The following is a 25,788-nucleotide window of genomic DNA, read 5'->3' on the forward strand; positions in this document are numbered from 1 at the left end:
CAGAGGATTTTCTCCTCCGGACGTGTGGACGTGATGCAATTCTATAGTTTCTCTTTACCAACATTATTTGATAAAGGGGCTAGATTCCCTCTTTATTTTTAATATATTTTTAGAAACCACTTACCATCTACCATATTTTTCTTCCCATTCTTTCATGGGAATAGCTTTTACTGTATTTACATCAAAATAATCTGCCGTATAAATATTATATTTATAATTAATATCTTCATTGATATGCGATAATTTATTTGAATAAGCTGGATAACCAGTATTCGGCTGAAAATTAAAATCTGGGACAACTGGATTCAAATTACCGTTTTGTTTTTCTTTCTCAATAACTTTATAACGTTTAGTTACCTCACTGTAGGAATAATAAGTATCATATAATGCGTTTGTACTTGTAAAAAAAGCAGAAAATATTAACATTATATAAAGTGTTGTAAATATAGGGTTAATTATATGTCCAATTTTATGAACTTCGAATGTTGGAAAGCACATCATTATTGCTATAATAATAAACATTACTCCGCCAAAAAATGAACGACCCCAAGTATAACCAGAAGGCGATAATGCCAAAGAATAGCATACAGCCCCACCTACAAATAAATAAATTATTCCAAATAAATAATTATATTTTGTTTTGTATAAAAATATACAAAATATTATTGATATAACAGCTATAAAAATCATTACATATGCATGTTCAGACATAGTATTTGATACATCTCTTAAGCCATATAAAAGTTTCTTAGGCAATGACCATGAACTTCTTTCAAACCATGAACTTCTAATTTTATTACCAGGGGAACTCATCATAATAATAAAACCTATAGTTAATCCTAAAACTCCTGTTTTCATCCACTTTTCTATTTTCGCTCTGTTTACAAATTTATATACCAACATATAACCACTAGCTATGAGAATGATTCCCGCTGAGGTATTTTCGTTACACCATCCTGCAACAATTCCTAAAAAAAACATATATATTATTTGCCAGCTACTCTTCATTTTATCATTATTTATCACAGCAAAATGGAATTTAGATACAAACAATAACATAATTCCAAAAGTCCATAGATAATTAAAAGAACCAGTCTCCCAAAGAATTGTCTCGCCAAATTGAGGAATAAACAAAAATATCAATATTATAATCAACAAGAATCTAACGGTGTTCCATTTTTGGTTAGAAAAGTTAGTCATTATATATATAAGATATGAAATAATTAAAAATACCAGTGGATTCAAAAAGTTAAAGATAAATTTCGGAAGTAGTAAAAAAAATCTTACTAGAATATGGGCTACTGAACGACCATTTTGTGTGATATATTGTAAATACTCATCATGAAATATGGTATGAAATCCCTCTGTTTTATAAATATATGCAAAATCATCTGCAATCAACGGTGTTAAAAAATTTAAAACCAATAGTACTACATATATTAAAAAAAATACACTAAAAAAAACTTCTTTGAGTTAATAACCTTCATTTACTTTTTTCTCCTTTAATTTTACTTTTAGGCTTATATTTATTACCAATAAAGTATAATGGACGGTCTTTTGTTTCCAAAAAAATACGTCCTACATACTCTCCTAAAATACCTACAGAAATCAATTGACATCCACCCAAAAACAACATCATAATCATCAGCGATGGGAAGCCTGAAGTATCCGCTCCAAATATCAATGTTTTAATTAATACATATATCATGTAAATAAACGCAACAAAAGAAACTAAAAAGCCAAAATACATTGAAATCTTTAAAGGAGCCGTTGTATAAGAAGTAATTCCTTCAATTGCCAATTTCAATAATGCGCCAAAACTCCATTTTGTTTCACCATGTAATCTTTCATCCGCATCAAATTCAATCGCAACCTTTTTGAAGCCTACCCAATTATATAACCCCTTCGTATAACGTTGAGATTCTCTCATTTGCTTCAGCGCCTCTACTACCTTACGATCAAGTAACCGGTAATCTCCTGCATCTGGTAAAACAGGCGTATTGGCTAGTTTTCCTAATACTTTATAAAACCATTTAGAGGATGTTTTTTTGAACCATGACTCCCCTTTGCGTTGATTTCTTTTAGCATAGACATCTTCATAGCCTTGCTGCCAAAGATCAATCATATCAATAATTGTAGCTGGTGGATGTTGTAAATCAGCATCCATTGTAATAACAGCATCATGTGTAGAATAATCAAATCCCGCACTCATTGCTATCTCTTTTCCATAATTTCTGGACAAATCAATTAAAGAAACATTATCCGTTTGTTCAATTAATGATAAAACTTCGCTTACTGTGTTATCTTTGCTTCCATCATTAATGAATAGTATTTCAAAATCAACTTCATCTCTTTTTTCTTCTAAAGTTTCATTTAATTTTTTATATAGAGGACGTATATTATTTGCTTCATTATACGCGGGTATTGAAATTAAAATTTTCTTTTTCACAGGTTAAATCCCCCAAATTTAATACTTACATACAAGTTTTAGCATACCATATTAAACTTTTTTTATCTATGACGACTTCGTATAAATTACCTGAAAACTTCTTGAGAACTATCAGCTCTCAAGAAGTTTTATTTATTCTTTTAATTCATACTTAACATATTTATCCAAACCGGATTGAATACTATATTTCGGTTCATAACCAATGGCACGTAATTTAGATATATCCGCTAAGGAATCTTTGATGTCACCTGCTCGCGCTTCTTTGTATTCAACTGGCAAAGTGACTTGCATAATATCATTTAAAGAAGAAATTAACTTATTTAAATCGGTTGCTTTCCCAGTCCCAACATTATACACTTCCCCAAGTGATTGGTCAGAATGAGCCACAAGATTCAATGCTTGAACCACGTCCTCAACAAAGACAAAATCACGAGATTGTTTTCCATCACCAAAGATATTGAATGTCACTTCTTGATTGGCTAATAAGCGTTTGTAAGAGTCCATCACAATCGAAATAACGCCAGAATAAGGCGAATTAGGATTTTGGTTTGGCCCATAAACGTTAAAGAAGCGAACAGCACTTGTTGGAACATCATATAAATGACAATAGTTTAACACATATTTTTCAGAAGCAAATTTATCCACTGCATAAGGCGTTAATGGACGAATTACTGATTCTTCCTGTTTTGGTAAAGTTGGCTCATCGCCATAAACAGCTGCAGAAGAAGCAAATACCAAACGTTTTAAATCTTTCTGGTATTTCCGAATTAATTCCAGTAATTGTAACACACTCTCAAAATTCACTTGGTGTGTTTCCACTGGACGCGCTACTGAATCTGCTACACTAGCAATCGCTGCTAAGTGAAAAATGTAATCGAACTGATACTCTTGTAGTACTTTTTCCATTAATTGTTGATCAATCACGCTACCTTCAATGAACGTGATATTTTCAGATGTGTTTAAATTTTCAGTTTGGCCCATTGATAAATCATCAATGACCACAACTTGATTGTCTTTACTATAATAATTTGCTAAGGTTGAGCCGATAAAGCCGGCGCCGCCTGTGATTAGAAATGATTTCATTTATTTAACCCCTTAAATAGTTATTAACTCTATATTAACATAACAAATGATAACCTAAACACTTATTGTTTGCAATACAAGATTATCATGAAATATCAAGTTTTAAAACTTGATATATTTCCATTAATAAATAGAAGATTTATATTAATAAGTTAAAATTTAATATCCTGGTACTTTCTAGTAATTATTGTTCGCAAAGGAAATTCATAAATAACTGGGCATATCTACTTTTTAATAGTTTTGTTGAAAAATTAGTATAACTAAATGTTTATTTTTTACTTGTAAACTAAATGCACCATTTATATAGGAAAATCAACATACTCCACTTACTTTAACATTGCACAAATCATTTAATTATCATTCGCTATGGGATTACAAACACTCGATTGTTTCTTAATGAAGTCACAAAATTCAAAACATATCTGCAATTGAGGAATCAACAGTTTAAATGAAATTCCTATGTTTTGTAACTTTTATAATTTCAAATTGCCAATTGTCGTCTATCAAGTATACACACGCAATACGAACCAAATGAAAAAAGCCCAGAAAAATTTCTCCTCTGGGCTTGACTCTATTCTATAATTTCTCTTTGTCAACATTATTTTGACAAAGAATCTTTATTTTTTATTTTCTAAAGATGTAATTTTACCTAAAAAGAGCCAAATCACAACAGCACCAATTGTACTCACTAACACTAGCTCGGTAATAAACAATGCTGATATTGTAATAGCTAAAACACTAAGTATTACGTAAAAATTCATATCTTGAATCAAACTACTGTTACCAAATAAATATTTTAAAGAAATGTATATTCTATTTATAAAGAATATAAAGAAAACTAATAATCCAGAAGCTCCTGTAGAAGCCATGATTAAGAACACAAAATTATGTGTTGTTAATGTATTTTGCCCTATAAATGAATCAGGTAAAACATCATGTGCGTATGGGATATAGTTAGCAGCTGAAGCTCCTACTAACCAACTTGATTTAAATATCTCAACAGCACTACTCCAAAGAGAAAATCGTAAATTAGATATATCACCGCCATTAGAAACATCTGGTCTGTCTAAGTTTACTTTATTCAAATTATTCTTAGTATCAATCGTAGGAAGCGAAGCTTCTTTCATTTGCAAAAGGCTTGGAATATATGATAAACCTGTTTTAAGAGCATCAATTATCAAGTACAAGACCGCAATAGTGAGGAGCGAACTAATTATAGATAGAATCCAACGTAAAAATAATTTCTGAGAATCTATCTTTTTGCTATGATAGCTAACAAAAAACATACCTACAGCAGTTACTGTTAATAACACAATTAATGCAGTTCTAGACCCTGATAGCGATATAAACATTAACTGTAACAAAATATTAAGGCTATTAAATAAAGTAAACGTTCTATTAGAATTTGTTTTAATATAATAAACAGAAAGTAAAATTACAACAACGGATATAGTAGCTCCAAAATTTGGGTCTGGAAACACTCCGAAAAGTCTATTTCCTAGAAATCCCATACGTAATGGATAATAACGGTTATCCATAGGAATTTTAACGCCAAATTGCGTAAAAAACATCCATAAAGAAATAATAGCAGAAAAGAACCAGAAGATTATTAATATAACAAAAAAATAATCAAAAATCTTATCTTTTTTACCATAATCTTTGCCATATTGAAATATTACAAAAAAGTATATAGCTTGCCACATAATTAATTTTAAATTACCAGCCAATCCATACTTTATATTGACTAAACTAGATATCAACATAATAGCAATAAATAATATGAGCCATATGTCAAATTTTTTTGATTACTCTTTTTAATAGAATCAATTGCATCAATAAAAATAATTGTTAATCCTATAAGACCAGATGATACAAAGAATAGTTTATCCAACAAGTTGGGCATTAATATTAATGGACCGATTGTACGAAAAATTAATATCAGCTCAAAATATAAGATATATATTCCTTTTATATTCTTTAGTGTGCTATTTGGTTTTAGCATCTAGTTATCCACTTCCTCATACAAATTTACGCTTTAAATACAAATATTATGATACCTAAAAACTTAAAATGTTTTATTTTCTAAATCTTTTTTTATCTGAGTTGTTGATATTTCAGGTGTTCTTGGTAAATAAATAACCTCCGCATTAGTTTCATTAGCGATAAAGTCAAATTTCCCTGACCAATCATCACCTATCACAAATTCAGCGACATGAAATTCTTTAATATCTTGAATCTTTTGTTGCCAGCTATTTTCCGGAATAACTAAATCTACATATCTGATAGCTTCTAATAATTTTTTCCTCTTATCAAAAGAAAAATAGGTTTTCTTTCCTTTTTCATCCCAATTGAATTCATCTGTAGATAGTCCAACGATTAAATAGTCTCCTCTTTCTTTCGCTCTTCTTAAAAGATTAATATGTCCATAATGTAACAAATCGAAGGTACCATATGTTATTATCTTTCTCATTTATATCTCCTCTCTTTCGCATTTTTTAATTTATTTACTAACTGACCAGAATATGATACATTAAATTTTCTAGCAAATAATTCTTCTCTGTTAATCAGCATATCATAATCGCTGTCACAAAAATATTTTGGTGTATCATTTTCCCATACTACATAACGCATATTTGAATGACAAGAATTATCAAAATTGGGTGTATTTACTTTTTCTAAAAATTTAGAGTTATAAACAATCGTTTGTAGAAATAATTCATCTCCGTTAATCGTATCTTTAAAATAATCATTAATAAACTTTTCCTGCTCTAACACATATTTTGCCAAATCGTTAGTTATGCTAAACCAATTTGCCCCCATTTGAAATGTATATTTATCTGATTTTATTCTATTACTATTTAAAAATTTTTGAATAATTTTATACAGTTTACCTAAAAACCATAAAAAATTTTTTTCTTACCAACTTTTTCTTGAAATGGGTAGTAATACATAACACGCTCTAAATTTCTTTGTTTAATTTTTGGCTGCTGAAATTGTATATATTCTTTTCCATCATTTTTATCAAAAAATTCATGAATATAATCTTGACTTTTAAGAGGAAAATCAAGCCCAGAAATCAAATGATAATAATTATAATTTCTTTTCACAGCAGCTTTAAGTAATGCCAGTTCACATTCAATTTGTGAATAAGCCCCCATGTTACAGAAATACTTTCAATAAAAGAAACTTCCGAATACTGACAATGTGTTTTTAAATCAGCTATATTAACATTACTAGATTTTTTATCAATATGAATTACAATATCATTTCTAATATCATCTAACTCTTTTAACAATAAGCTTAACATATCGAAATTGTCATGCGCCATGATTAAGTAAACATGTTTTTTCATTAATTTTTAGTTCCTTTTAGTATTTTTTACATCTAACACAACTTCACTTTTAGTCGTAAATAATATGATACCAAACAATAATAACATGACCATTGATTTATATGCAATGTTAAAAAAGAATTAGCAAAAATTGAAGGTAATAGAAGCCCAGTAATTGTAATTGCTATTGTTAAGCCCAATTCAATAAGTATCTGTTTGGTAATTAAAAATTGTAAATTAATAAAATCTTTAATCAATACTATTCTTAATATGCAAACGATGAGTTCTACAAAAACTAGTACAATAGTCGCACCTAATGCATTATAAATTGGAACAAGAATATAATTGCCAAGTAAACTAACAATTGAACCAATTATTAATGGGATTCCATATTCTTTGTCTTTTTCCATAGCCAAAGCAAACTGATTAGAGAAAATCCCTCCAATCGGATTTAATATAATAATAAATGAGACAATCATCATATTTGCGGTCATAGGAACAAATTTAGGTCCAAAAAACCATACAACAAACTCTTTCGTATTAGCAAAAATAATAGAAAACAAAATTAATGAAAAAGTCAACGTATAATTAAATGCCTTTTTAGTATACATATATACCTTATCATTATCCCCATTTTTGATAGCTCCAGTCATTTTAGGTAACATAACAATAGTTAAAGATGAGAGTAATGTTAGTAGAATTCTTGCAATTTTTTGAGACTGATCATAGTAAGAAAGCTCTGTATTGGTAGTTAAAGATCCCACTACCGTTTTATCCAAAGTCGTATAAACTTGCATAAACACTTGTGGCAAAAGGATAATCAAACTAGGTTTCCATAAAGATTTAAAAATAGGCATAGAAAAGTTAGGTTTAGAAATTTTATTTTTTAGACTCAGCCAAAAAATTAAACTTCCAACTACAGTAGATGCAGATGTAATTAAAACATACAAAGGTAAATCTTTATCGTTTTTCACTAACAAGATAATCAACAATACTGATAACAATTTTATGATCACATTTCTAATAACTACCTGAGCAAATTGTTCAATACCTTGAAAAAACCAAGCAATATCAAAGGTTGTACCTATTAAAAAAATTAATTGTATATAATATAATTCTTTATACTCAATTTTAAATAAAAAAATTGCGAAAAAATATATAGTTGTGATCACTAATCCAATTAATGCTTGCATGATAAAAAGATTCCAAAATTCTTTATTTAATTCATCTTTATTAAATTTATTTTGTGCTATTCTTCTAATTCTAAGGGATTCATCCCAACTGATATCAAGATCATTAAAAACTGAGCGATAGAGAATACATAACTGTATATCCCTAATCCTTCTGTTCCCAGCCGACGACTAAGTATAGGCATTGTTATAATTGGCAGTATAATTAATAATACTTGGTAAGTTGCATTAAACAAAACATCACTAATGAATTTTTTCATATTTCTCTATCATCTCTCAATATTTTCTAATATTTTTTCAGTGACAAAATTTGTTGCTTTTCCGGTTTCAAAATTACCTATTTTTTTCAGTAACATTTTAGGACCTTCTATCAACGTTTCTCTATCATGTTCGAAAATAGCCAAAATTTCTTGGTAACTTTTTGCTTTCGGCAAAGGTAAATAATCTAAATCAATATAAAATCCTCTTTCCTTCTTATACTCATCTTCATCATAGTTTAAAAGAATAATCGGCTTATTTAATAATGCAAAATCAAAGAAAATAGACGAGTAGTCGGTAATCAGTAAATCCATATCAAGAAACGTATCTTCTGAACTTACATTATTATCGATTAAGTGAACTGAATATTTTTTTATCAAATCTCGTATTTCTACCTGCTTAATTAGGCTTTGATTTACATTAGGATGAAATTTCAAATAAATTTCTACTTTTTTATTGAGTGATTCAAAATATTTAACTAGGTACGGAATACCTAAAATATCTAGTTGCTTTTGACCATTATCAGCTTTATTATTTCTAAAAGTTGGTGCAAATAGCAACTTAAAAGTTTCTTTTTCAAACAACGAAACTTCTTTATCAATTTTTAGGCATAATTGATCATTTCTCGGCGTTCCAACATTAGCAATTTTATTTTCATCTATTCTAAAAGCAGAAGCATAGATATCACTACTATACTTATTACCAGAAAGTAGATAGTCTAAGCTTTCTGAATCTTTTAGAGCATAGTTTAAATAACTATTTGGGAGTTTATCCACGGCATCAAACTCTATTTTTTTCAAGGGAGTTCCATGCCATGTTTGAAAGTAAATCTGATTTTTACGTTTTTTAAAAAAAATTGTTTTTCTTGAGTCATCAATCCAAACTTTACTTGTATATAGATGAAAAGTAGCCAAAAGCGAATTATTGTCAACACGTTTTATATATGGTGGCAGGTTTTTAACAGAAACATCTTTATTAATGCACCATATATACTTTAGTTTAGGATTCAATTTATAAAGCTCTTCAGATATTCTTCGCGGATTACCTGAATAGTTTCTCCCACCAAAACTAGAAAAAAATATTTTTTTATTTTGAATAGGCAACAGTAAAAAAACACAGGATAAATATAGCGTGAAAGAAATTTTTTTATCTTTATTATCATCGGTTAATCCCTTCCATTTTTTAAATATTTTAGCGATTAATTTATTCTTAGAGATGCGACTTGGTAAACTAGGAAACTTAACTAATAGTTTTGTGATTAATTTAAGCTTAACAGATATCTTATTATCATTTAGTACTTCACTTTGATATTTTTCTACAATATCCATACATTTAGTATAATCTAATTTTGAGGTATAATTACTTTCAATCATTCTCATCATCATTCTAATTGCTTCATAGACATATCTAGACTTTACTTTAGGACTTATACTCGGATAATGTTCATCCATAAAATTTAAAATTTCTTCATGGATAATAAAAGAATCAAAATTTTTTGATTAAAATCTGTTCTTAAAATACTATTATCTCGTAAATAGTAGTGATACTTAGTAGAACCATTAACAGCAACTTTGGTTGAACTATCAATTAAACGATACGTAGTTCCTTTATCTTCCATTAACATCCCTTCTGGGTATCTTATGCTTTTAAACAAACTAATTCTATATAACTTATTATTTGCCGAATAACCAATTAAATTACTCGAGAATAGTTCTCTCATTGCAGTTTCTCGTTCGAATATGTCCCACTTAGTTTGGCTTTCACTTTGAAAGGCAATTTTATTAAAATCCTTTACTTTAATCATCTGAATAACCGATATATCCACATTCGTATTTTCCATTCCGTTCAATAACACTTCAATATAATCCAGCTCGATCCAGTCATCACTATCGATAAAACAGATAAATTCACCTTGTGCACATTCAATCCCAGCATTTCTAGCAGAAGAGAGTCCTCCATTCTCCTTGTTAATTAATTTTATTCTGGAATCTGATAGGACAAACACTTAAAGAATTATCGGTGGATCCATCATTAACAATGATAATTTCTAAATTTTGATAGGTTTGATTAATAACTGAGTCTAAACATTTTTCTACATATTTTTCTACATTATATACGGGTATGACTACACTGACTAATTTCATCTTATCTCCTAACTCATTTCTTTTAAACTAATTCATTCTATGATACACTTTTCTATGCTGGAAAGTCAAAAAAATTACGATTTTACTTAAAAAGGTGTACATAAACTTTTACGTACACCTTTTTTACTATTGTTTCAACTCAAAGTTACGGATATCCCCATAATACTTCTGTTCATTCAGCTCAAATTCATAGTACGTATTGTTCCCTGAGGTTGTCACTTCTTTAGTTATTTCTACTGTTTTTCCGATAGAATTTTTCAATACGCCTAATGATTGGTACCCTCTTGTTCCCCACGGAACACTTCCATACTCTGAATACTCAAAATATTGAATGGTGCCATCTGCATCTAGTGGTTTTTCTGAAACGATTTGATCGTATTGTTTCAACTTAAAGTTCCGGACATCCCCATAATACTTCTGTTCATTCAGCTCAAATTCATAGTACGTATTGTTCCCTGAGGTTGTCACTTCTTTAGTTATTTCTACTGTTTTTCCATAATAAAAGAATCAAAATTTTTTTGATTAAAATCTGTTCTTAAAATACTATTATCTCGTAAATAGTAGTGATACTTAGTAGAACCATTAACAGCAACTTTGGTTGAACTATCAATTAAACGATACGTAGTTCCTTTATCTTCCATTAACATCCCTTCTGGGTATCTTATGCTTTTAAACAAACTAATTCTATATAACTTATTATTTGCCGAATAACCAATTAAATTACTCGAGAATAGTTCTCTCATTGCAGTTTCTCGTTCGAATATGTCCCACTTAGTTTGGCTTTCACTTTGAAAGGCAATTTTATTAAAATCCTTTACTTTAATCATCTGAATAACCGATATATCCACATTCGTATTTTCCATTCCGTTCAATAACACTTCAATATAATCCAGCTCGATCCAGTCATCACTATCGATAAAACAGATAAATTCACCTTGTGCACATTCAATCCCAGCATTTCTAGCAGAAGAGAGTCCTCCATTCTCCTTGTTAATTAATTTTATTCTGGAATCTGATAGTTTCTTTTTTTGACAAACACTTAAAGAATTATCGGTGGATCCATCATTAACAATGATAATTTCTAAATTTTGATAGGTTTGATTAATAACTGAGTCTAAACATTTTTCTACATATTTTTCTACATTATATACGGGTATGACTACACTGACTAATTTCATCTTATCTCCTAACTCATTTCTTTTAAACTAATTCATTCTATGATACACTTTTCTATGCTGGAAAGTCAAAAAAATTACGATTTTACTTAAAAAGGTGTACATAAACTTTTACGTACACCTTTTTTACTATTGTTTTAACTTAAAGTTCCGGACATCCCCATAATACTTCTGTCCATTCAGCTCAAATTCATAGTACATATTGTTCCCTGAGGTTGTCACTTCTTTAGTTATTTCTACTGTTTTTCCAATAGAATTTTTCAATACGCCTAATGATTGATACCCTCTTGTTCCCCACGGAACACTTCCATACTCTGAATACTCAAAATATTGAATGGTACCATCTGCGTCTAGCGGTTTTTCTGAAACGATTTGATCGTATTGTTTTAACTTAAAGTTCCGGACATCCCCATAATACTTCTGTCCATTCAGCTCAAATTCATAGTACGTATTGTTCCCTGAGGTTGTCACTTCTTTAGTTATTTCTACTGTTTTTCCGATAGAATTCTTCAATACGCCTAATGATTGGTACCCTCTTGTTCCCCATGGAACACTTCCATACTCTGAATACTCAAAATATTGAATGGTGCCATCTACGTCTAGTGGTTTTTCTGAAACGATTTGATCGTATTGTTTCAACTTAAAGTTCCGGACATCTCCATAATACTTCTGTCCATTCAGCTCAAATTCATAGTACGTATTGTTCCCTGAGGTTGTCACTTCTTTAGTTATTTCTACTGTTTTTCCAATAGAATTCTTCAATACGCCTAATGATTGGTACCCTCTTGTTCCCCACGGAACACTTCCATACTCTGAATACTCAAAATATTGGATAGTCCCATCTGCATCTATTGGCTTTTCTGAAACGATTTGGTCAAATAGTTTGATATTTCTGTAGTCAGTCCAATAATTATTTCCATCAGATTCAAACTGATAATACTTATTGTTAGATGTCGTTACCGCTTCTTTTTTAACTTTTATGTCTTTGTTTAAAAACTGAGTTACAGATCCTAATTTTTGATAACCTTCTGTCCCCCATGGTCTATTACCATATTCATCAAAAGGAGTAGATAAAATATTTCCGTCCTTAATTAATGATTTCTCTTCTGTAATGATATCATAACCGCTAAGCGATTTCACAAAATAGTCAGTAAAGCTCATAGAAATATCAAAAGGATGAGCAATACCTGGAAAATAAAACTGCGAGCTCCATTGCCAAGCCCCATATTCTTGATTCCAAATTGAATCTGCAGCGGGATAGAAGGGATACTGAGCAACCCAAATATTTTTATATCCAAATTGGTTAGGATCAATATAACCACTATTTAACCAATTTTTCCCTGTATATAAAAGTGAATAATTGTATCCATGTGCTTTAACTTGATTTATAAAAGATTTACTATTTTCAGTTACATCCCCCTGCAATAATTCCGTTGCTTCAGCATCGTTAACTGCAATAGTACTTGAGTTCAGTTTCAATTTTTTCATATAATTTACGAAATAATTTGCTTCTTGAATTGCTTCCTCAGAAGTCGTATATCTACTAAAATGATACACAGAAACTACTAGGCCTGCACTTTGGGCATTTCTAATTTGACTTTCTGCGTATGGATTTATATAGGATGTACCATCCGTTAATTTTACTACCACACCTTTAATTCCATATTTATTTTTCATTAATGAATATTGTTCAATAGATATATACTCATTCCATGAAGAAACATCAATAAAATCTTGTCTAGGGGTATTCTTATCACCAGCATTAACATTTACTGGTGATAAATTTTGTAAAGATCTCATTGCAACTAGATTAATTGTTTCTTCTGATGCTTTAATGTAATCCCCCATTTTATTGTTTTCTGTAAAATATGATTCCTGAAGCTTATCTGAAGCAAAAACCGTTTGGCTCCAAAAACAAATAGGAAGTAACAACAGTAATAAAATTTTTTTCATTATTCTCTCCTTGAATATTATTTATTTCTCAACCTTTTTTGATAAATCACTCCACGTATACCATTAGGAAGTAAACTAATAATTGAATGTACTGCAGAAACAAATATAAAATCAGAAAAAGATCCTAAACCTTCCCGATATATTACTTTACGCGCTTTTAATCCTGGTACTAGGTATTTAATCCCGCCACGCCTAGAATACATATCTTTTCCGCCTCTAGCATAAACCAAAATCTTATTTATATTTGCCGCTTTTTTATCTTGTTTCAACAGCCTTATCCAAAGATAATAATCTTCAAACCCCTTCAAAGGTTTATAGTTACCAACCTGAATAATATCCTCTTTTTTATACATAACTGTCATATGATTAAATGGATTTCTTCTTTTCGAAAAGCGGCGAATTTCCTCGTTACTTTCTGGTACTATACGTCTTCCCAAAATATTGGTAACATTCTCCTCAAATTCTATAATATTACCACCAACAATCGCTAAACTTGAGTTTTCTTTAAATAATTTATACTGAACTTCCAATCTGTCCTCTACCATAATATCGTCTGTGTCCATTCTTGCAATTAACTCATTTCGGCAATTTAAAACTCCCTCTGCCAACGCTATACCTAATCCTTTATTTTCTGATAACGAGTAAAGACTTAGTTGATTGCCTAATTTTCGTTTATATTCATCAATAACTTCATCTAGTTCTAACGTTAAAGGGCCATCTTTTACTAAAAAAATTTCTTCAGGTTGAATAGTTTGTCTTAAAATACTCTCCATTGTGTCAATTAAATACTCTGGTTTTTCATTTTTGTAAATTGACATTAGAATACTTATAGGCACAGTCTCCACAATAAAATCCTCATTTCAATAACTTTATATTTCGTTCTTTTAAATAAGAACAAGTAATCGTTTCACGTTCTTCAGACTCATCCAATCCTCTTGATGATACTTTATCAAAGAGAATTTTGATGGTTTGAAGCAGGATTTTCATATCCAATAGCAATGAATAATTCTTGATGTACAGTAAATCAAAGTTCAATTTACTATTGTAGTCAGAAGCATACTTCCCATAAACTTGGGCATAGCCAGTAATCCCCGCACGTACATTGTGACGTAAATAGTAATTCGGGTTTTCCTGATTAAATTGATCAACAAAGAATGGTCGTTCAGGACGTGGTCCGACAATGGACATATCCCCGCGAATAACATTGATTAGTTGTGGCAACTCATCAATACGTAAAGCGCGCAAGTATTTACCAACTGTAGTGACGCGACTGTCGTTACTTGTAGATAAGACTGGACCTGATTTTGCTTCCGCTGTTGCCGACATCGTTCTAAATTTTAAAATCGAGAACTCGCGTTGATCTAATGTAATCCGAGTTTGTTTGTAAATCACTGGTCCCGGTGAGGTTGCTTTGACTAAAATCGCTGCAATAAGCATTAAGGGTGAGGTAATCACAAATAGGCAAACAGAGACTAAAATATCGAATAAACGTTTAATAAAATTCTCTTCTGGTTGGATTTCAAAATTTGAGACTTCGATAATACTTTCATCTTCAAAGTTCATCATGTTTGGTTTTAACATAATTAGATTTTCAAAACTTGTATCTAAAAAGATTTTTTTCTTGTGTTTGACAATTAATTGATACAATTTTACTTTTTCGTTCTCATCAACATTACTTGAAATATAAACAATATCGATCTCATCGATAATTTTTTTTAAGTTTTCATAGTAATTGCTGACAACAACGCTCGTTACTTTATGCTTGTTATTTTTATCAGACATAAAGTTTTGAATTGACCGCATAACTTGATTTTCTTTACCTAGTAAAACAACTTTTCGCTCATTGCTGACCTTTAAGTAAAGATAATAAACAAGAATTCGCCAAAGACTTAGAACAATAATTCCGATTATAAAGGAATATCCTAAAACAGAACGCGGGAACGTAAACCAACGTCCGGCAAATGTCACAATCATAATCGTTAAAGTCATTAAAATTTGACCAATCACCGTGACAAAAATGATGTCACTAATTTTGCGATTATAAAAAATATACGCACCTAACAACAAATTCAAAAAGATAAAAAAGATTGAAATGTAAATTGCAGATTTTTCATAAGCCACAAAGTTAAATGAAGGAATTTCTCGGCCAAATTTCACCATAAACCCTAAGATGATTGATAAATTATAGAGCAAAACGTCTGCTAAAATAATTACAATTCGTCTTGCATTACTCCATTCACTTTTTGATGTCATTAAAAACTTCCTCTCTTCACTTCCAGTAATTACATTATTTGTAATAACATGCAACCCCTATATTACCATAATGTCAGCGGACAAGAAAGTTCTATAGGATGAAAATTATCTGCGATGTCTTTGGACACGACTTAATTCTTCAGGTTGGTCCCAGCCCTCTTCGTCAACAGGTGCTATCGGGCGCTCTTCATTGCTAACAGGACTTGTTTGTTTCACTCGTTTTCTTCTTTTAGGTGTCGTTGGTCTTTCATGTCTTCCTCGTTTTTTCTCTGGCCGGAAGTAGAAGGCTAGCCCAAGGAAACTATAAACAATTGGCATCCAATGAGGCGCTAATAAAATATCTTCCATAAATGAATGAATCCAGATTAAAAGGAAGCCTAAAAGTAAACTAACTTGCAAACGATCCAATGTTTTTTTGCGGAAACCAATCAATAAAATCAAACTGACTAAAAAAACAAATAAAATCAGATAGCCAATGACACCAAAATTACTTAACGTAAATAGAAAAGCATTATGTGTCCCCAGCGGTTTCCATGAGGCCACAAAAGGCTCCATACCGACTTTAATATGTTGAGGATCAGATAACCATTTAGCAAAAAACTCATGCCAAATTCGTTCTCTTCCTGTAAATAAATCAACAGTATCTGTTTCCGCACATAAGTAAAATAACAATGGTCCCAATGCAGCTACTCCGACAAAACCAAACAGCCAAACTTTCGAACGTTGCAAGAAACGTTTTGGTAAAAGATTATCCACCAGAATAAAACCAACTAAAATGGCAAAAGAGGTTTTGGATTGACTGACCCATGTACCTAAAACACCACCAATGTATACAGGTAAAAGCAGCAGGTTAAAAACCTTATTTCTATATGCTTTGATCAAACTACTGGCCATCATTGTTGAAAACATCAACGTTGCACCAATCGTATTGGTATTAATCCAAATACTTTCTAGTTTATTTGATTCTTTAAAAATTTCGTCTGTTGGAATCAACTGAGGCAACTCCACGGACATCCGATACAAAGTCGCACTCAAAGCAACTAAAGAGACAATTAATAAAAATGTTTGATCCAAACGATCAAAGACACAAACTTTAAAACAAAGGACCAACAAAATAATTAAAGGAATCATTGTATCTGTTTGCATCGTGCTATGACGGATTGATTCCGTAAAGTGAAACAAGAGCCAGGTGGCTAGCGCCAACGCTACGGTCAGCCAGTCAATAAATTTTAATTTCGTACAATTTAATAGCAGTACAAGTATTACTGCTATTAATAATAAAATTGAACTATTGGCATACATATATTTTGTGACTGGCGCATCAATTCCTACGACCCACATCGTATACGAGCCGATCATTGTAACTAATAAAATAAGTCGACCGATTCTATTCAATACTTTTCCCATATTCAAACCTCATTCCATGAATGAATCACTAGTCGTTTATTCGATAAATATATGCCCCGTTCTGATCAGGTCCATATAATTTTTCAAAATGAATCGTTGGTGTGTCTAACGGTTCTAATGGTTTATAAACGACCGCATATTTAATCCCATATTCTTTTAATTTTTCTGGAGATAAACGAGCAATAATCGCATCTTTTTGCATCAACTCTAAAACAGGGGTCTGATTTCCTACTTCAACATTGATGTGCGCATAGCGATTATAAATAAATGTGTCTTTTCCTTTTGGATCTAATGGTTTCCAAGCCTCTAAGTCAGGTGTAAAAGCAACACCGTTAAATGTATGCACACCTAACATTGGCAAATAGCCATACATCAAGCGTTCGCCCACCCACAATTGGTTGGGGTCTTTTTTGTTAATTTCTTCCACTTCTACCGCTAATTTTTTACCATAGACAGCAGAAACGCCTCGAGAAATTGGATTAACAAAGGCACCAGAAACCATAATGATTCCTAATAAGACAAGGACAAATAACGTGCGCCAACGTTTAAATAAAGCAACAATTAAAACGGTAGCGACAACCAAGACACCAATGATATCCATTCGTGTAACGTATAACCGTAAATTGCCCGTATATAAAACAAAGAAATACAGAACAACATTTAATCCTAGCGCCCCTAACCAGGCCATCATTGGAATTTTTGCTTGGCGATTCCATAAATAATCGATGAACCATAAACTTAACAACACAGCGGCAAACCCGAAGGATAACATCGCCCGTTGTTCTGGCACATAAGACCACAATGTCAACTTAGCAAAAATTGTTGGAAATTGAACGCTCATCCAAACTAAGTTAAATAAACAATACACGAATAAGACAAAACCGTAAATGTTTTCTTTGATTTTTTTATAAAAAATAAATGGTGAGAGCGGCAAAATAACAAAAAATAATTGATAAAAACTACTGATTTCCGAATTATTTGAATATGGAACATCTTGAAACGGCATTTTCCAATTTGTTAAAAATAACAAAATATCGCGTTTAGGCATATCGCCACCTAAACTTACCCGTTTTCCTGGATAAGCGGTATCCATTACTGCTTTTAAGGAATCCAATGAGCCATATAACGATCCGCCAACAATAATCGCCGTCATCAAGAGTGCCCCACCTATCAGGACCCCATCCCACTTATCCAACTTAATTTTTTTACGAAATTCTAAAAAGAATAAAATTAAAAATAATAAAATCAAATAACCAAGTGGTACTTGTAACGCAGGATAAATAACTAAAACAAATCCTGAGGCCATAATAACAGCCGTTATCGCACAAATGACACGACGTCGAACACTACTATGATAATAGAAATAATTATAAATTCCCACTAAAAAACCTAAGCCAAAAAATACTAAATCTCCAACTGGCGAGACAAACCACCATTGAAGGGCCGAAGAAAATGGAATCCAAACACTTGCTAACAAAGCTAAATATTTATTCCGCCGTGTGACGATCAAGCCAATTTCAAAAGAAAATAAAATTAAGCCAATTAATTTAAGATTCCAATACCACGATAAGCCATATTCTTTGCCTAATAGTACATAGCCCCACGTAAAAGGTTTCGCTAACGTGGCCAAATTCCACGCTGGTGAATTATAGCCTACCACCATGTCTTGCCCATTTAACGTAATCACATCATTATGTGTTTTCAAACCTGTTTGTGTTTGTGAGAGGCTAAAGGGGGTTTGAACGAGCCATTCATCCGAGCGAACACCTCTTGGTTCACCAGCAATTAATGAACTTTTTTGACCATCCGCATATTCAGAAACATACGCATCCCACATGTTTAATGAACTACCATGGACTTTAAAGGCGACCAGTAAAATAAAAATGACTGCCGCTAGCAGATAGCGCCAGCGTAACAAATGATCAACCAAGCGAGCGCTCTGCTCAGCTTGGTTGCGTAATGGTTGTTTTTCTTTTCTTGTAGTTAGTTGTTGTTCCATCTTTTCGCTCCATTTCGTCATCCGCAATTGCATCTAGTCAATTCGTAATGAAAAGTTGGGAATATCCCTTGTCAGATTAGGATTATAAAATGGATCATTTTCAATTAAAGGTCCCCATTTTTCTTCCATCATCACTTTTTCTTGTTCAAAACGTTTTTTCTTTTTGCCTTTATCATCATATCCACGAGTTTGAGATTCAAAATGATAAAGCTCTGCTTCATGAAGCCAGACGTTGTCACGTCCTAAAGCTTGGACTTTCAGGCATAAATCAACATCATTGAAAGCTACAGTAAACGCTTCTTCAAAACCACCAACTGCATCAAAATCTGCTTTTTTCATAAGTAAGCATGCGGCAGTTACTGCTGAATAATTAACATTAATAGCTAACCGACCAAAATAGCCTAAGTCACCATGGGGATAACCATAATGACCATGTCCAGCAACACCACCTAATCCTAAAATAACGCCTGCGTGTTGGACCGTATTATTTGGATACAATAATTTCGCACCTACACAGCCAATCCGTTCTTGCTGAGCAAATGAAACCATCAAAGTTAACCAATTCTCTGTAATCACTTCGGTATCATTATTTAAAAATAATAAATACTCTCCGTGCGCTTTTTTCGCTGCACGATTGTTAATAGTTGAGAAATTGAATGGAATATCGATTGATTCAACGAAAAAGCGGCCAGGTAATTGTTGTTCAAATTCTGCATACAATTCGTGCATTTTTGGATCTGTACTTCCATTATCAGCCATAATAATCTCGTAATTTTGGTAGGTTGTTTTTTCAATAATCGATGAAACACAACGTTGTACGTCTTTATAGCCATTTTTAGTTGGAATAATAATTGAGACTAACTTTTCAGATTCAATGTCATAATAAACATCGTATAAGCCATTCGCCGCCCCATGCGTTGCATGACCATTAATTCCTCGACGAACGAGCGCATCTTGCACGGCTCTTAGCCCCGCTTCAAAAGCATAACCTTTGGAGCCTTGATCCACTGCTGTTGAGGTTGGCAGCATCCGCCAATAGTAAAGAACTTTTGGAATATGTTTGATGCGTTCTTTTGTCGTTTTTTCAGTAAATCTTAAGACTAAATCGTAGTCTTGAGAACCTTCGTAACCTTTTCGAAAGCCGCCAATTTCTTCTAGAATACTCCGACGATACACGCCTAAATGCGAAATGTAATTCGTTCCTAAAAGTAAATCAGGTGACCAATCTGGTTTAAAGGCTGGATCAGAACGATTTCCATCCATGTCAATCTTATCTTCATCACTATAAATTAAATCCAGTTCTGGGTTTTCATTCAGCACTTTAACCACTTCATAAAAAGCATTGATTGCTAATTCATCATCGTTGTCTAGTAAGGCGACAAATTCTCCGGTAGCAATCGCTAAAGCAGAGTTGGTCGCTTCGGAAATATGACCATTTTGTTCACGAAAGACGACCCGAATTCGCTCATCCAATTGTTGGTACTCTGTTAAAATCTTTTTGACATTGGGATCTGTTGAGGCGTCATCGGCCATACATAATTCCCAATTAGTATAGACTTGATTCAAAATAGAATCAATGCACAACCGAAGCCATTTTTCTTCAACATTATACACTGGCATCGCAATGGAAATTTTAGGTTGGTAATGAAATGTTGCGATTTCTTGTGTCATCGCTTCTATGTCTAGTACTTCATTTCTAGCTAACCAGTTAGGATACGAAGCTTGCTTTCTTAGTTTCTCAATTTTCGCTCGTTGAATGGTATGAGAAATACCATTTTTAGCCATATACTTAAATCCTTTTTTGGCTTTTATCCAAAGACGAGTTACTTTATCTTCTGTCCCTGGAATCACTGGATATTTTTTATTCAAGGGAAAATCCACCGTTACAACATGTGCTGATGATTGAAAATGAAAAGGGAGTACTTTTTTTTGTTTAATTCCTTCAAGTGTAACAACAAAGCCAGCTTCAATCGCAGGCTCTGTTTGATAAATTTGATTAACATCTTCACGTAAAACGCGCTGAATGTTATAAGCGGACACTTGGTTTTCATTATTAATTGTGAAAGTTGGGCTTTCTTTAGTGATTGTATCTAACGCCCAACCTGTAATGGTTAAATTATTTGTTGTTTTGTCGCGATAGATACTATCAAAGATCACCTTAATGTCTTCATTCATGTGCATTCTCCTTATAGATGTTTCGGATTTCGGTAGGGATCAACTAAAGCTTCCGCGGTCCATTTTTCCGCAAGTTCTTTATAAGATCCTTTTTTATCATGGTTTTGCATTTTTTCGTCTGCTTTCAAAATTGCATAGGACACATATACATTTCGTTTACCAGCGCTAGCAAATTGTAACGATAAATCGACACCCATCCATTCTTTTCCTAAGCTTTCGTTAATTCCTTCTAAATTTAGGTAAAGTTGTTTGTTGAATAGTAAGCAGTCTTCAGTTGCTGCTTGAATATTTCTTGGTAAAGAAATTCTGTAATAGTAACCTAAGCTTTTACCAGGGGTGCCTTTTTCAGGATAAAGTAATCGACCTTTGTCTGTATCAACTGATACTCCCACTGTTTCCACGCGATAGCGTGCGTCAACTACGCGGCCAGTCACTAAACCAGAGGTCTCTTGTTGACCAATGTTCATTAACTCTTTTAACCAATCATTTTTCGTTGGTACCAATCCAGCATTTAATAAAGCCACATATTCTCCCTTAGCAGCTTGAATCATGCCATGACGAGTTTCTGTTGAAACATAACGAAGACGGTCATTTTGGATATTTATTTGATTCTCGAAGCGTGCAGGCAATAGAATTTCATAATTTGTATAGGCAGTTTTTTCTAATAATTGACGTAAGTAGCTACTCATATTCTCTGTATCATTCGTAATAATCAATGATACCATCGGCACATGATCATAAAGATAGTTAATTTTATAGGAACCATAAAATTCGGCAATCTCTACTTGTGCTTTTAAGCCACGGCGTTCCGTCGCCGCTTGAACCGCTTTTTGACCAGCCACATAGGCGTAACCTTTGCTTTCAGGGTTTAGAGCAGTCGATGATTCAATGGCACGCCAATGATACATCATACCAGGAATGTGCTTGATTTTCGTTGCTTGTTCCGTTGCTCGCAATACGAAATCATAGTCTTGAGCGCCGTTATATGCTGAGTTCAATCCGCCTACTTTTTCTAATAAATCACGTTTCACAACAACAAAGTGTGTAATGTAATTATGATTTAAAATCAGTTCTGGATTCCAGTCCGATTTGTAAAACGCGTTGAAGCGACGACCATTTTCTGTAATTTTATCTTCATCAGTATAAAGAAAATCAATCGTTGGGTCTGTATTTAAAGCTTTGACCACTTCATATAATGCTTGTGGCGCTAATTCATCATCGTTATCCATGAAACCAATAAAATCGCCAGTAGCAATCGACAAAGCTGAGTTAGTTGCTTCTGAAATATGTCCGTTTTCTTCGCGATAAATAACTTTGATTCGTTGATCTAGTTCTTTATATTTTTCTAGCATGGGCTTAATATGTTCGCTTGGCGATGCATCATCTGCTAAACATAACTCCCAATTTTCATAGTACTGATTTTGTAAAGAAGAAACGCACGCTGCAAGCCATTTTTCTTCGACATTATAAACAGGCACAGCGACAGAAATTTTAGGCTGAAATTGGAACGTTTTAATTTCCGCTAAAACTGCCTCCACGTCAACAGGGGCTTCTGCTTTTTCTTGTCGTTTAAAGTACCACTTCACTGAGCCCATCAAACCACGTGTCTGAATCGAACGCCATGCTCGATCAAATTTCGTACCTGGTTGAACCATGTTTGGACGCTCCACCACGTATTGAACCTTCTGGCCTGATTTGGTGTCAATGTTTAGCGTGTAGGCTGGTAAATCTTCTGGGTCTTTAATCGTAATGACAAAACCATAATCTTGATCGCCTTCTAATTCAAACATATCAATAACATCCCGACGATATTCTGTTTCCACCGTATAAGTGACTGATTCACTAGCTTCTGCAATGCTGAATCTTAGCGGATAATTTGTTTGTTTGTCATACGCCCACCCTCTGATAACAGAAACGTTATTTTCTACATCGCGAGCAATATCGTCGATGGTTAAATTAATCATTTTATCAAATTTAGTTAACGTGATTCGTTTATATTTTCCAGTAGGCATAGGGGCAGTCTCCGTCTGTTTATTCATTTCTTCTAAAAATTGATTTCTTTCATCTAACAGTGCATGAATAAAGGTATTTTCACGTTCTGAATAGTTGCCTTCAAAGAAATAATCAATGTCTACTGTCAGGTCTTTGCCTGCCATTTGTGCATCGGTTACTTCGATTACAGGTACTTGCGTATCTAAGAAATAATAGATATTCTCTTGTACCAGAAAAGCATTCGTGGCTGCGACTGGGACTGTCTCGCCGTCTATCGTCATGGATAATTTAATAATTGCCCCCGTTAAACTTGGGAATAATTTTATCAGTTGGACGTCTTCCGGTATCTTCAGTTGGAACTGTTTTGTTTCAGGTTTTTGTAAATCAACTGGTTGATCCAACTCAGTCTCTTTTTCTTCGCCGCAATTAATTAAAATATGAACGTTTTTTTCATTGTATGAATTTACTGGTGTCACTCGCTCTGGCTGTTCTACTGGTTCAGCAGTCAAGGCAAAAAAGTACTGATACACTTCGCCAAAGGGACGCGCTTTAAAAGCTGCTTGTACTTCTACAGGTAACGCTTCATACGTCGTAGGAATTTCGTTGTAGCCAACTTGATTAAATGTAAAATCTTCTTTGGCAATGTATAAACCAACTTCTGCAAAAACTTTTTCAAATCCTTCTTGTAAATAGAATGATTTATGCGTAGCATCCAACAGCCCAGTTTCATTCCATGTTAAACGATTATTAAATAAATCAATTAAGACAGAATTATGCGCCAAATTAGGGAACGTGATTAAAATTTGACCGCCTGGTTTTAAAAATGGTTTGACTTTTGCTAAGGCGCTTTGAGGATTCATTAAATGTTCCAACACATCTGCAAAAACGATATAATCAAACGTCTTACCAGCAAAGTATTCGACCCAATCATTTTCATCAATATTGCCATAAAAGGCATCTGTTGAAAATTGACTGACATGATCATAAAGTTCTTTGTCTAATTCAACAATTGAGACCTGGCACTTTTTTTCTTCCATCAAATAGCTAGTCATTCGCCCATTACCTGGACCAAATTCCAAGACATCACTATTTTCTTTGATTTGTGCTACGATTTTCCCAACACTGGTACTCTCGTCTGTTTCCATTTCAAAATCATACTTCATCTTTTGTCGTATCCTTCCATTTATGATCTAAGATGACAATTCCTTCTCCGGCATAACGACCGGTAATAAACATCGTCACGTATTTTGTTTTGTAGACTAATGGGACTGTTGCATGTTCCTCAAAGAAAGCAATATCAAAATAATATTCACCTGTTAATAATGACATTTTTTCATATTCTAAATAAAAAACATTCCGTCCTTTTTTCCAAGGAATTTGCACGCCATCTAACAACGTATTTAAGCCACAGACATAATGATTGTCCACTGTTCGAATAGCGACCCCACAAACAGGCTTCTTAATTTGGTCATTTTTGACAGTATATTCAATTTTTACAATCACTTTTTCATCTTGCGTTACCATTTCTAATGGTTCATAATCCGCATTTAAAAGTTCCGCATGATCCACTTCAATAATATCTGGTGTTGGGGTTTCATCTTTCATGGTCGCTTCGCGGTCAACCGTTTTAATTGATTTCTTTTTCAAAAAGTTTTCGTAGTTGGTCGTCACGTCCATCGTATCTCCATATTCAACGACTTTCCCGTGTTGCAACCAAAAAGTTCTGTCACAAAAACGACGAATGGAGTTTACATCGTGAGAAACAAATAAAATTGTTTTACCAGAATTTTTAATTTCCGTAAATTTTTCCATACATTTTAATTGAAACTCTAAATCCCCGACAGCCAACGCTTCATCGACAATTAAAATATCGGGATCCACGTTAATGGCTACCGCAAAAGCCAAGCGGACAAACATACCACTAGAGTACGTTTTAACTGGTTGATACAAATGATCGCCGATGTCAGCAAAATCAATGACATCTTGGACACGCTCTTCCATCTCTTCTCGGGAAAAACCCAAGACCATTCCATTTAAGAAAATATTTTCATATCCTGAATATTCAGGGTTAAAACCTGAACCTAATTCAAGCAACGCTGAAATTTTCCCATTAATCACCATGGACCCGGAGGTTGGCGTTAATACTCCTGTAATAATTTTTAACATAGTTGATTTTCCAGAACCATTTTCGCCGACAAAGCCAATCATCTCGCCTTTTTTAATTTGCATCGTGACATCGTCTAACGCATAAAACAAATCGTGGTAGGATTTTTTGGTTGGACTAAGCGCTTCTTTAAACCGATCGGACGGCTTTTTATACATGTTGTATGTTTTGGTAATATGTTGGATATCGATTGCATATTCTGACATGTCGTTCTC

22 protein-coding genes are annotated in these 25,788 nt (G+C 32.8%); all 22 read right to left on the reverse strand.

Annotation, left to right across the window (positions count from 1 at the left end):
• Positions 1-120 precede the first annotated feature (120 nt).
• The 22 genes from IGI63_RS04280 to IGI63_RS04385 all read right to left on the reverse strand — a co-directional run bounded on the left by IGI63_RS04280 (position 121) and on the right by IGI63_RS04385 (position 25,779).
• Complete coding sequence (locus IGI63_RS04280) at positions 121-1,425, reverse strand: DUF3329 domain-containing protein (protein WP_141441677.1); 1,305 nt, start codon at positions 1,423-1,425, stop codon at positions 121-123.
• A gap of 58 nt (positions 1,426-1,483) precedes the next feature.
• Positions 1,484-2,449, reverse strand: coding sequence for a glycosyltransferase family 2 protein (locus IGI63_RS04285; RefSeq protein WP_002364269.1), 966 nt, complete (start codon positions 2,447-2,449; stop codon positions 1,484-1,486).
• 132 nt (positions 2,450-2,581) lie between these two features.
• Positions 2,582-3,532 carry a GDP-mannose 4,6-dehydratase gene (locus IGI63_RS04290; RefSeq protein ID WP_002364270.1) on the reverse strand — a complete coding sequence of 317 codons (951 nt, stop codon included), beginning with the start codon at positions 3,530-3,532 and terminating at the stop codon, positions 2,582-2,584.
• Between the two features lie 617 nt (positions 3,533-4,149).
• A complete protein-coding gene (locus IGI63_RS04295; RefSeq protein ID WP_429975382.1) occupies positions 4,150-5,259 on the reverse strand; it encodes an O-antigen ligase family protein in 1,110 nt (369 codons plus the stop codon).
• Positions 5,260-5,597: 338 nt separating this feature from the next.
• A complete protein-coding gene (gene tagD / locus IGI63_RS04300; protein WP_002364272.1) occupies positions 5,598-6,002 on the reverse strand; it encodes a glycerol-3-phosphate cytidylyltransferase in 405 nt (134 codons plus the stop codon).
• Positions 5,999-6,352, reverse strand: a complete 354-nt coding sequence (locus IGI63_RS04305; RefSeq protein ID WP_002403904.1) for a beta-1,6-N-acetylglucosaminyltransferase — start codon at positions 6,350-6,352, stop codon at positions 5,999-6,001. Before IGI63_RS04305 ends, tagD begins: the two co-directional genes overlap by 4 nt.
• Positions 6,353-6,423: 71 nt before the next feature.
• Complete coding sequence (locus IGI63_RS04310; protein WP_342835350.1) at positions 6,424-6,690, reverse strand: beta-1,6-N-acetylglucosaminyltransferase; 267 nt, start codon at positions 6,688-6,690, stop codon at positions 6,424-6,426.
• A gap of 226 nt (positions 6,691-6,916) precedes the next feature.
• Positions 6,917-8,203: an oligosaccharide flippase family protein gene (locus tag IGI63_RS04315; RefSeq protein ID WP_429975978.1), complete on the reverse strand. Its 1,287-nt coding sequence runs from the start codon at positions 8,201-8,203 to the stop codon at positions 6,917-6,919.
• Positions 8,113-8,313, reverse strand: a complete 201-nt coding sequence (locus tag IGI63_RS04320) for an oligosaccharide flippase family protein (protein ID WP_429975383.1) — start codon at positions 8,311-8,313, stop codon at positions 8,113-8,115. The genes IGI63_RS04315 and IGI63_RS04320 overlap by 91 nt, the downstream gene beginning before the upstream one ends.
• 9 nt (positions 8,314-8,322) lie before the next feature.
• Complete coding sequence (locus tag IGI63_RS04325) at positions 8,323-9,696, reverse strand: CDP-glycerol glycerophosphotransferase family protein (RefSeq protein ID WP_429975384.1); 1,374 nt, start codon at positions 9,694-9,696, stop codon at positions 8,323-8,325.
• A 71-nt stretch (positions 9,697-9,767) separates the two neighbouring features.
• Positions 9,768-10,316, reverse strand: a complete 549-nt coding sequence (locus IGI63_RS04330) for a glycosyltransferase family 2 protein (RefSeq protein WP_429975385.1) — start codon at positions 10,314-10,316, stop codon at positions 9,768-9,770.
• Positions 10,279-10,455: a glycosyltransferase family 2 protein gene (locus IGI63_RS04335; protein WP_429975386.1), complete on the reverse strand. Its 177-nt coding sequence runs from the start codon at positions 10,453-10,455 to the stop codon at positions 10,279-10,281. Before IGI63_RS04335 ends, IGI63_RS04330 begins: the two co-directional genes overlap by 38 nt.
• 126 nt (positions 10,456-10,581) lie before the next feature.
• Positions 10,582-10,923 (reverse strand): SH3-like domain-containing protein, encoded by a 342-nt coding sequence (locus IGI63_RS04340; protein ID WP_429975387.1) that lies wholly within the window; start codon positions 10,921-10,923, stop codon positions 10,582-10,584.
• A gap of 14 nt (positions 10,924-10,937) precedes the next feature.
• Positions 10,938-11,633, reverse strand: coding sequence for a glycosyltransferase family 2 protein (locus IGI63_RS04345; RefSeq protein WP_429975388.1), 696 nt, complete (start codon positions 11,631-11,633; stop codon positions 10,938-10,940).
• Between the two features lie 126 nt (positions 11,634-11,759).
• The gene (locus tag IGI63_RS04350; RefSeq protein ID WP_429975389.1) at positions 11,760-13,583 is read right to left on the reverse strand and encodes a GH25 family lysozyme; all 1,824 of its coding nucleotides are present in this window, start codon (positions 13,581-13,583) and stop codon (positions 11,760-11,762) included.
• 17 nt (positions 13,584-13,600) lie between these two features.
• Complete coding sequence (locus IGI63_RS04355) at positions 13,601-14,428, reverse strand: glycosyltransferase (RefSeq protein WP_429975390.1); 828 nt, start codon at positions 14,426-14,428, stop codon at positions 13,601-13,603.
• Between the two features lie 10 nt (positions 14,429-14,438).
• Positions 14,439-15,836, reverse strand: coding sequence for a sugar transferase (locus IGI63_RS04360; RefSeq protein WP_002362924.1), 1,398 nt, complete (start codon positions 15,834-15,836; stop codon positions 14,439-14,441).
• 105 nt (positions 15,837-15,941) lie between these two features.
• Complete coding sequence (locus tag IGI63_RS04365) at positions 15,942-17,243, reverse strand: EpaQ family protein (protein WP_002362923.1); 1,302 nt, start codon at positions 17,241-17,243, stop codon at positions 15,942-15,944.
• A 28-nt stretch (positions 17,244-17,271) separates the two neighbouring features.
• Complete coding sequence (locus tag IGI63_RS04370; protein ID WP_002383759.1) at positions 17,272-19,275, reverse strand: DUF7657 domain-containing protein; 2,004 nt, start codon at positions 19,273-19,275, stop codon at positions 17,272-17,274.
• A complete protein-coding gene (locus IGI63_RS04375) occupies positions 19,276-21,417 on the reverse strand; it encodes a glycosyltransferase family 2 protein (RefSeq protein ID WP_002370373.1) in 2,142 nt (713 codons plus the stop codon).
• Positions 21,418-21,428: 11 nt separating this feature from the next.
• Positions 21,429-24,572 carry a glycosyltransferase gene (locus IGI63_RS04380; protein WP_429975391.1) on the reverse strand — a complete coding sequence of 1,048 codons (3,144 nt, stop codon included), beginning with the start codon at positions 24,570-24,572 and terminating at the stop codon, positions 21,429-21,431.
• Positions 24,562-25,779, reverse strand: coding sequence for an ABC transporter ATP-binding protein (locus IGI63_RS04385; protein ID WP_002356901.1), 1,218 nt, complete (start codon positions 25,777-25,779; stop codon positions 24,562-24,564). The genes IGI63_RS04380 and IGI63_RS04385 overlap by 11 nt, the downstream gene beginning before the upstream one ends.
• Positions 25,780-25,788: the final 9 nt, after the last annotated feature.

It is taken from the genome of Enterococcus sp. DIV0086, from assembly GCF_050498705.1.
GTDB lineage: Bacteria > Bacillota > Bacilli > Lactobacillales > Enterococcaceae > Enterococcus > Enterococcus faecalis.

Excerpts from the sequence above, each read along its gene's own strand:
- IGI63_RS04290 (WP_002364270.1), bottom strand. The coding sequence starts at position 3,532 with ATGAAATCATTTCTAATCACAGGCGGCGCCGGCTTTATCGGCTCAACC.
- IGI63_RS04325 (WP_429975384.1), bottom strand. The coding sequence starts at position 9,696 with ATGATGATGAGAATGATTGAAAGTAATTATACCTCAAAATTAGATTAT.
- tagD (WP_002364272.1), bottom strand. The coding sequence starts at position 6,002 with ATGAGAAAGATAATAACATATGGTACCTTCGATTTGTTACATTATGGA.
- IGI63_RS04310 (WP_342835350.1), bottom strand. The coding sequence starts at position 6,690 with ATGGGGGCTTATTCACAAATTGAATGTGAACTGGCATTACTTAAAGCT.
- IGI63_RS04385 (WP_002356901.1), bottom strand. The coding sequence starts at position 25,779 with ATGTCAGAATATGCAATCGATATCCAACATATTACCAAAACATACAAC.
- IGI63_RS04360 (WP_002362924.1), bottom strand. The coding sequence starts at position 15,836 with ATGACATCAAAAAGTGAATGGAGTAATGCAAGACGAATTGTAATTATT.
- IGI63_RS04335 (WP_429975386.1), bottom strand. The coding sequence starts at position 10,455 with ATGAAATTAGTCAGTGTAGTCATACCCGTATATAATGTAGAAAAATAT.
- IGI63_RS04380 (WP_429975391.1), bottom strand. The coding sequence starts at position 24,572 with ATGAAGTATGATTTTGAAATGGAAACAGACGAGAGTACCAGTGTTGGG.
- IGI63_RS04370 (WP_002383759.1), bottom strand. The coding sequence starts at position 19,275 with ATGCAATTGCGGATGACGAAATGGAGCGAAAAGATGGAACAACAACTA.
- IGI63_RS04365 (WP_002362923.1), bottom strand. The coding sequence starts at position 17,243 with ATGGGAAAAGTATTGAATAGAATCGGTCGACTTATTTTATTAGTTACA.
- IGI63_RS04345 (WP_429975388.1), bottom strand. The coding sequence starts at position 11,633 with ATGAAATTAGTCAGTGTAGTCATACCCGTATATAATGTAGAAAAATAT.
- IGI63_RS04305 (WP_002403904.1), bottom strand. The coding sequence starts at position 6,352 with ATGGGGGCAAATTGGTTTAGCATAACTAACGATTTGGCAAAATATGTG.
- IGI63_RS04320 (WP_429975383.1), bottom strand. The coding sequence starts at position 8,313 with ATGAAAAAATTCATTAGTGATGTTTTGTTTAATGCAACTTACCAAGTA.
- IGI63_RS04350 (WP_429975389.1), bottom strand. The coding sequence starts at position 13,583 with ATGAAAAAAATTTTATTACTGTTGTTACTTCCTATTTGTTTTTGGAGC.
- IGI63_RS04375 (WP_002370373.1), bottom strand. The coding sequence starts at position 21,417 with ATGAATGAAGACATTAAGGTGATCTTTGATAGTATCTATCGCGACAAA.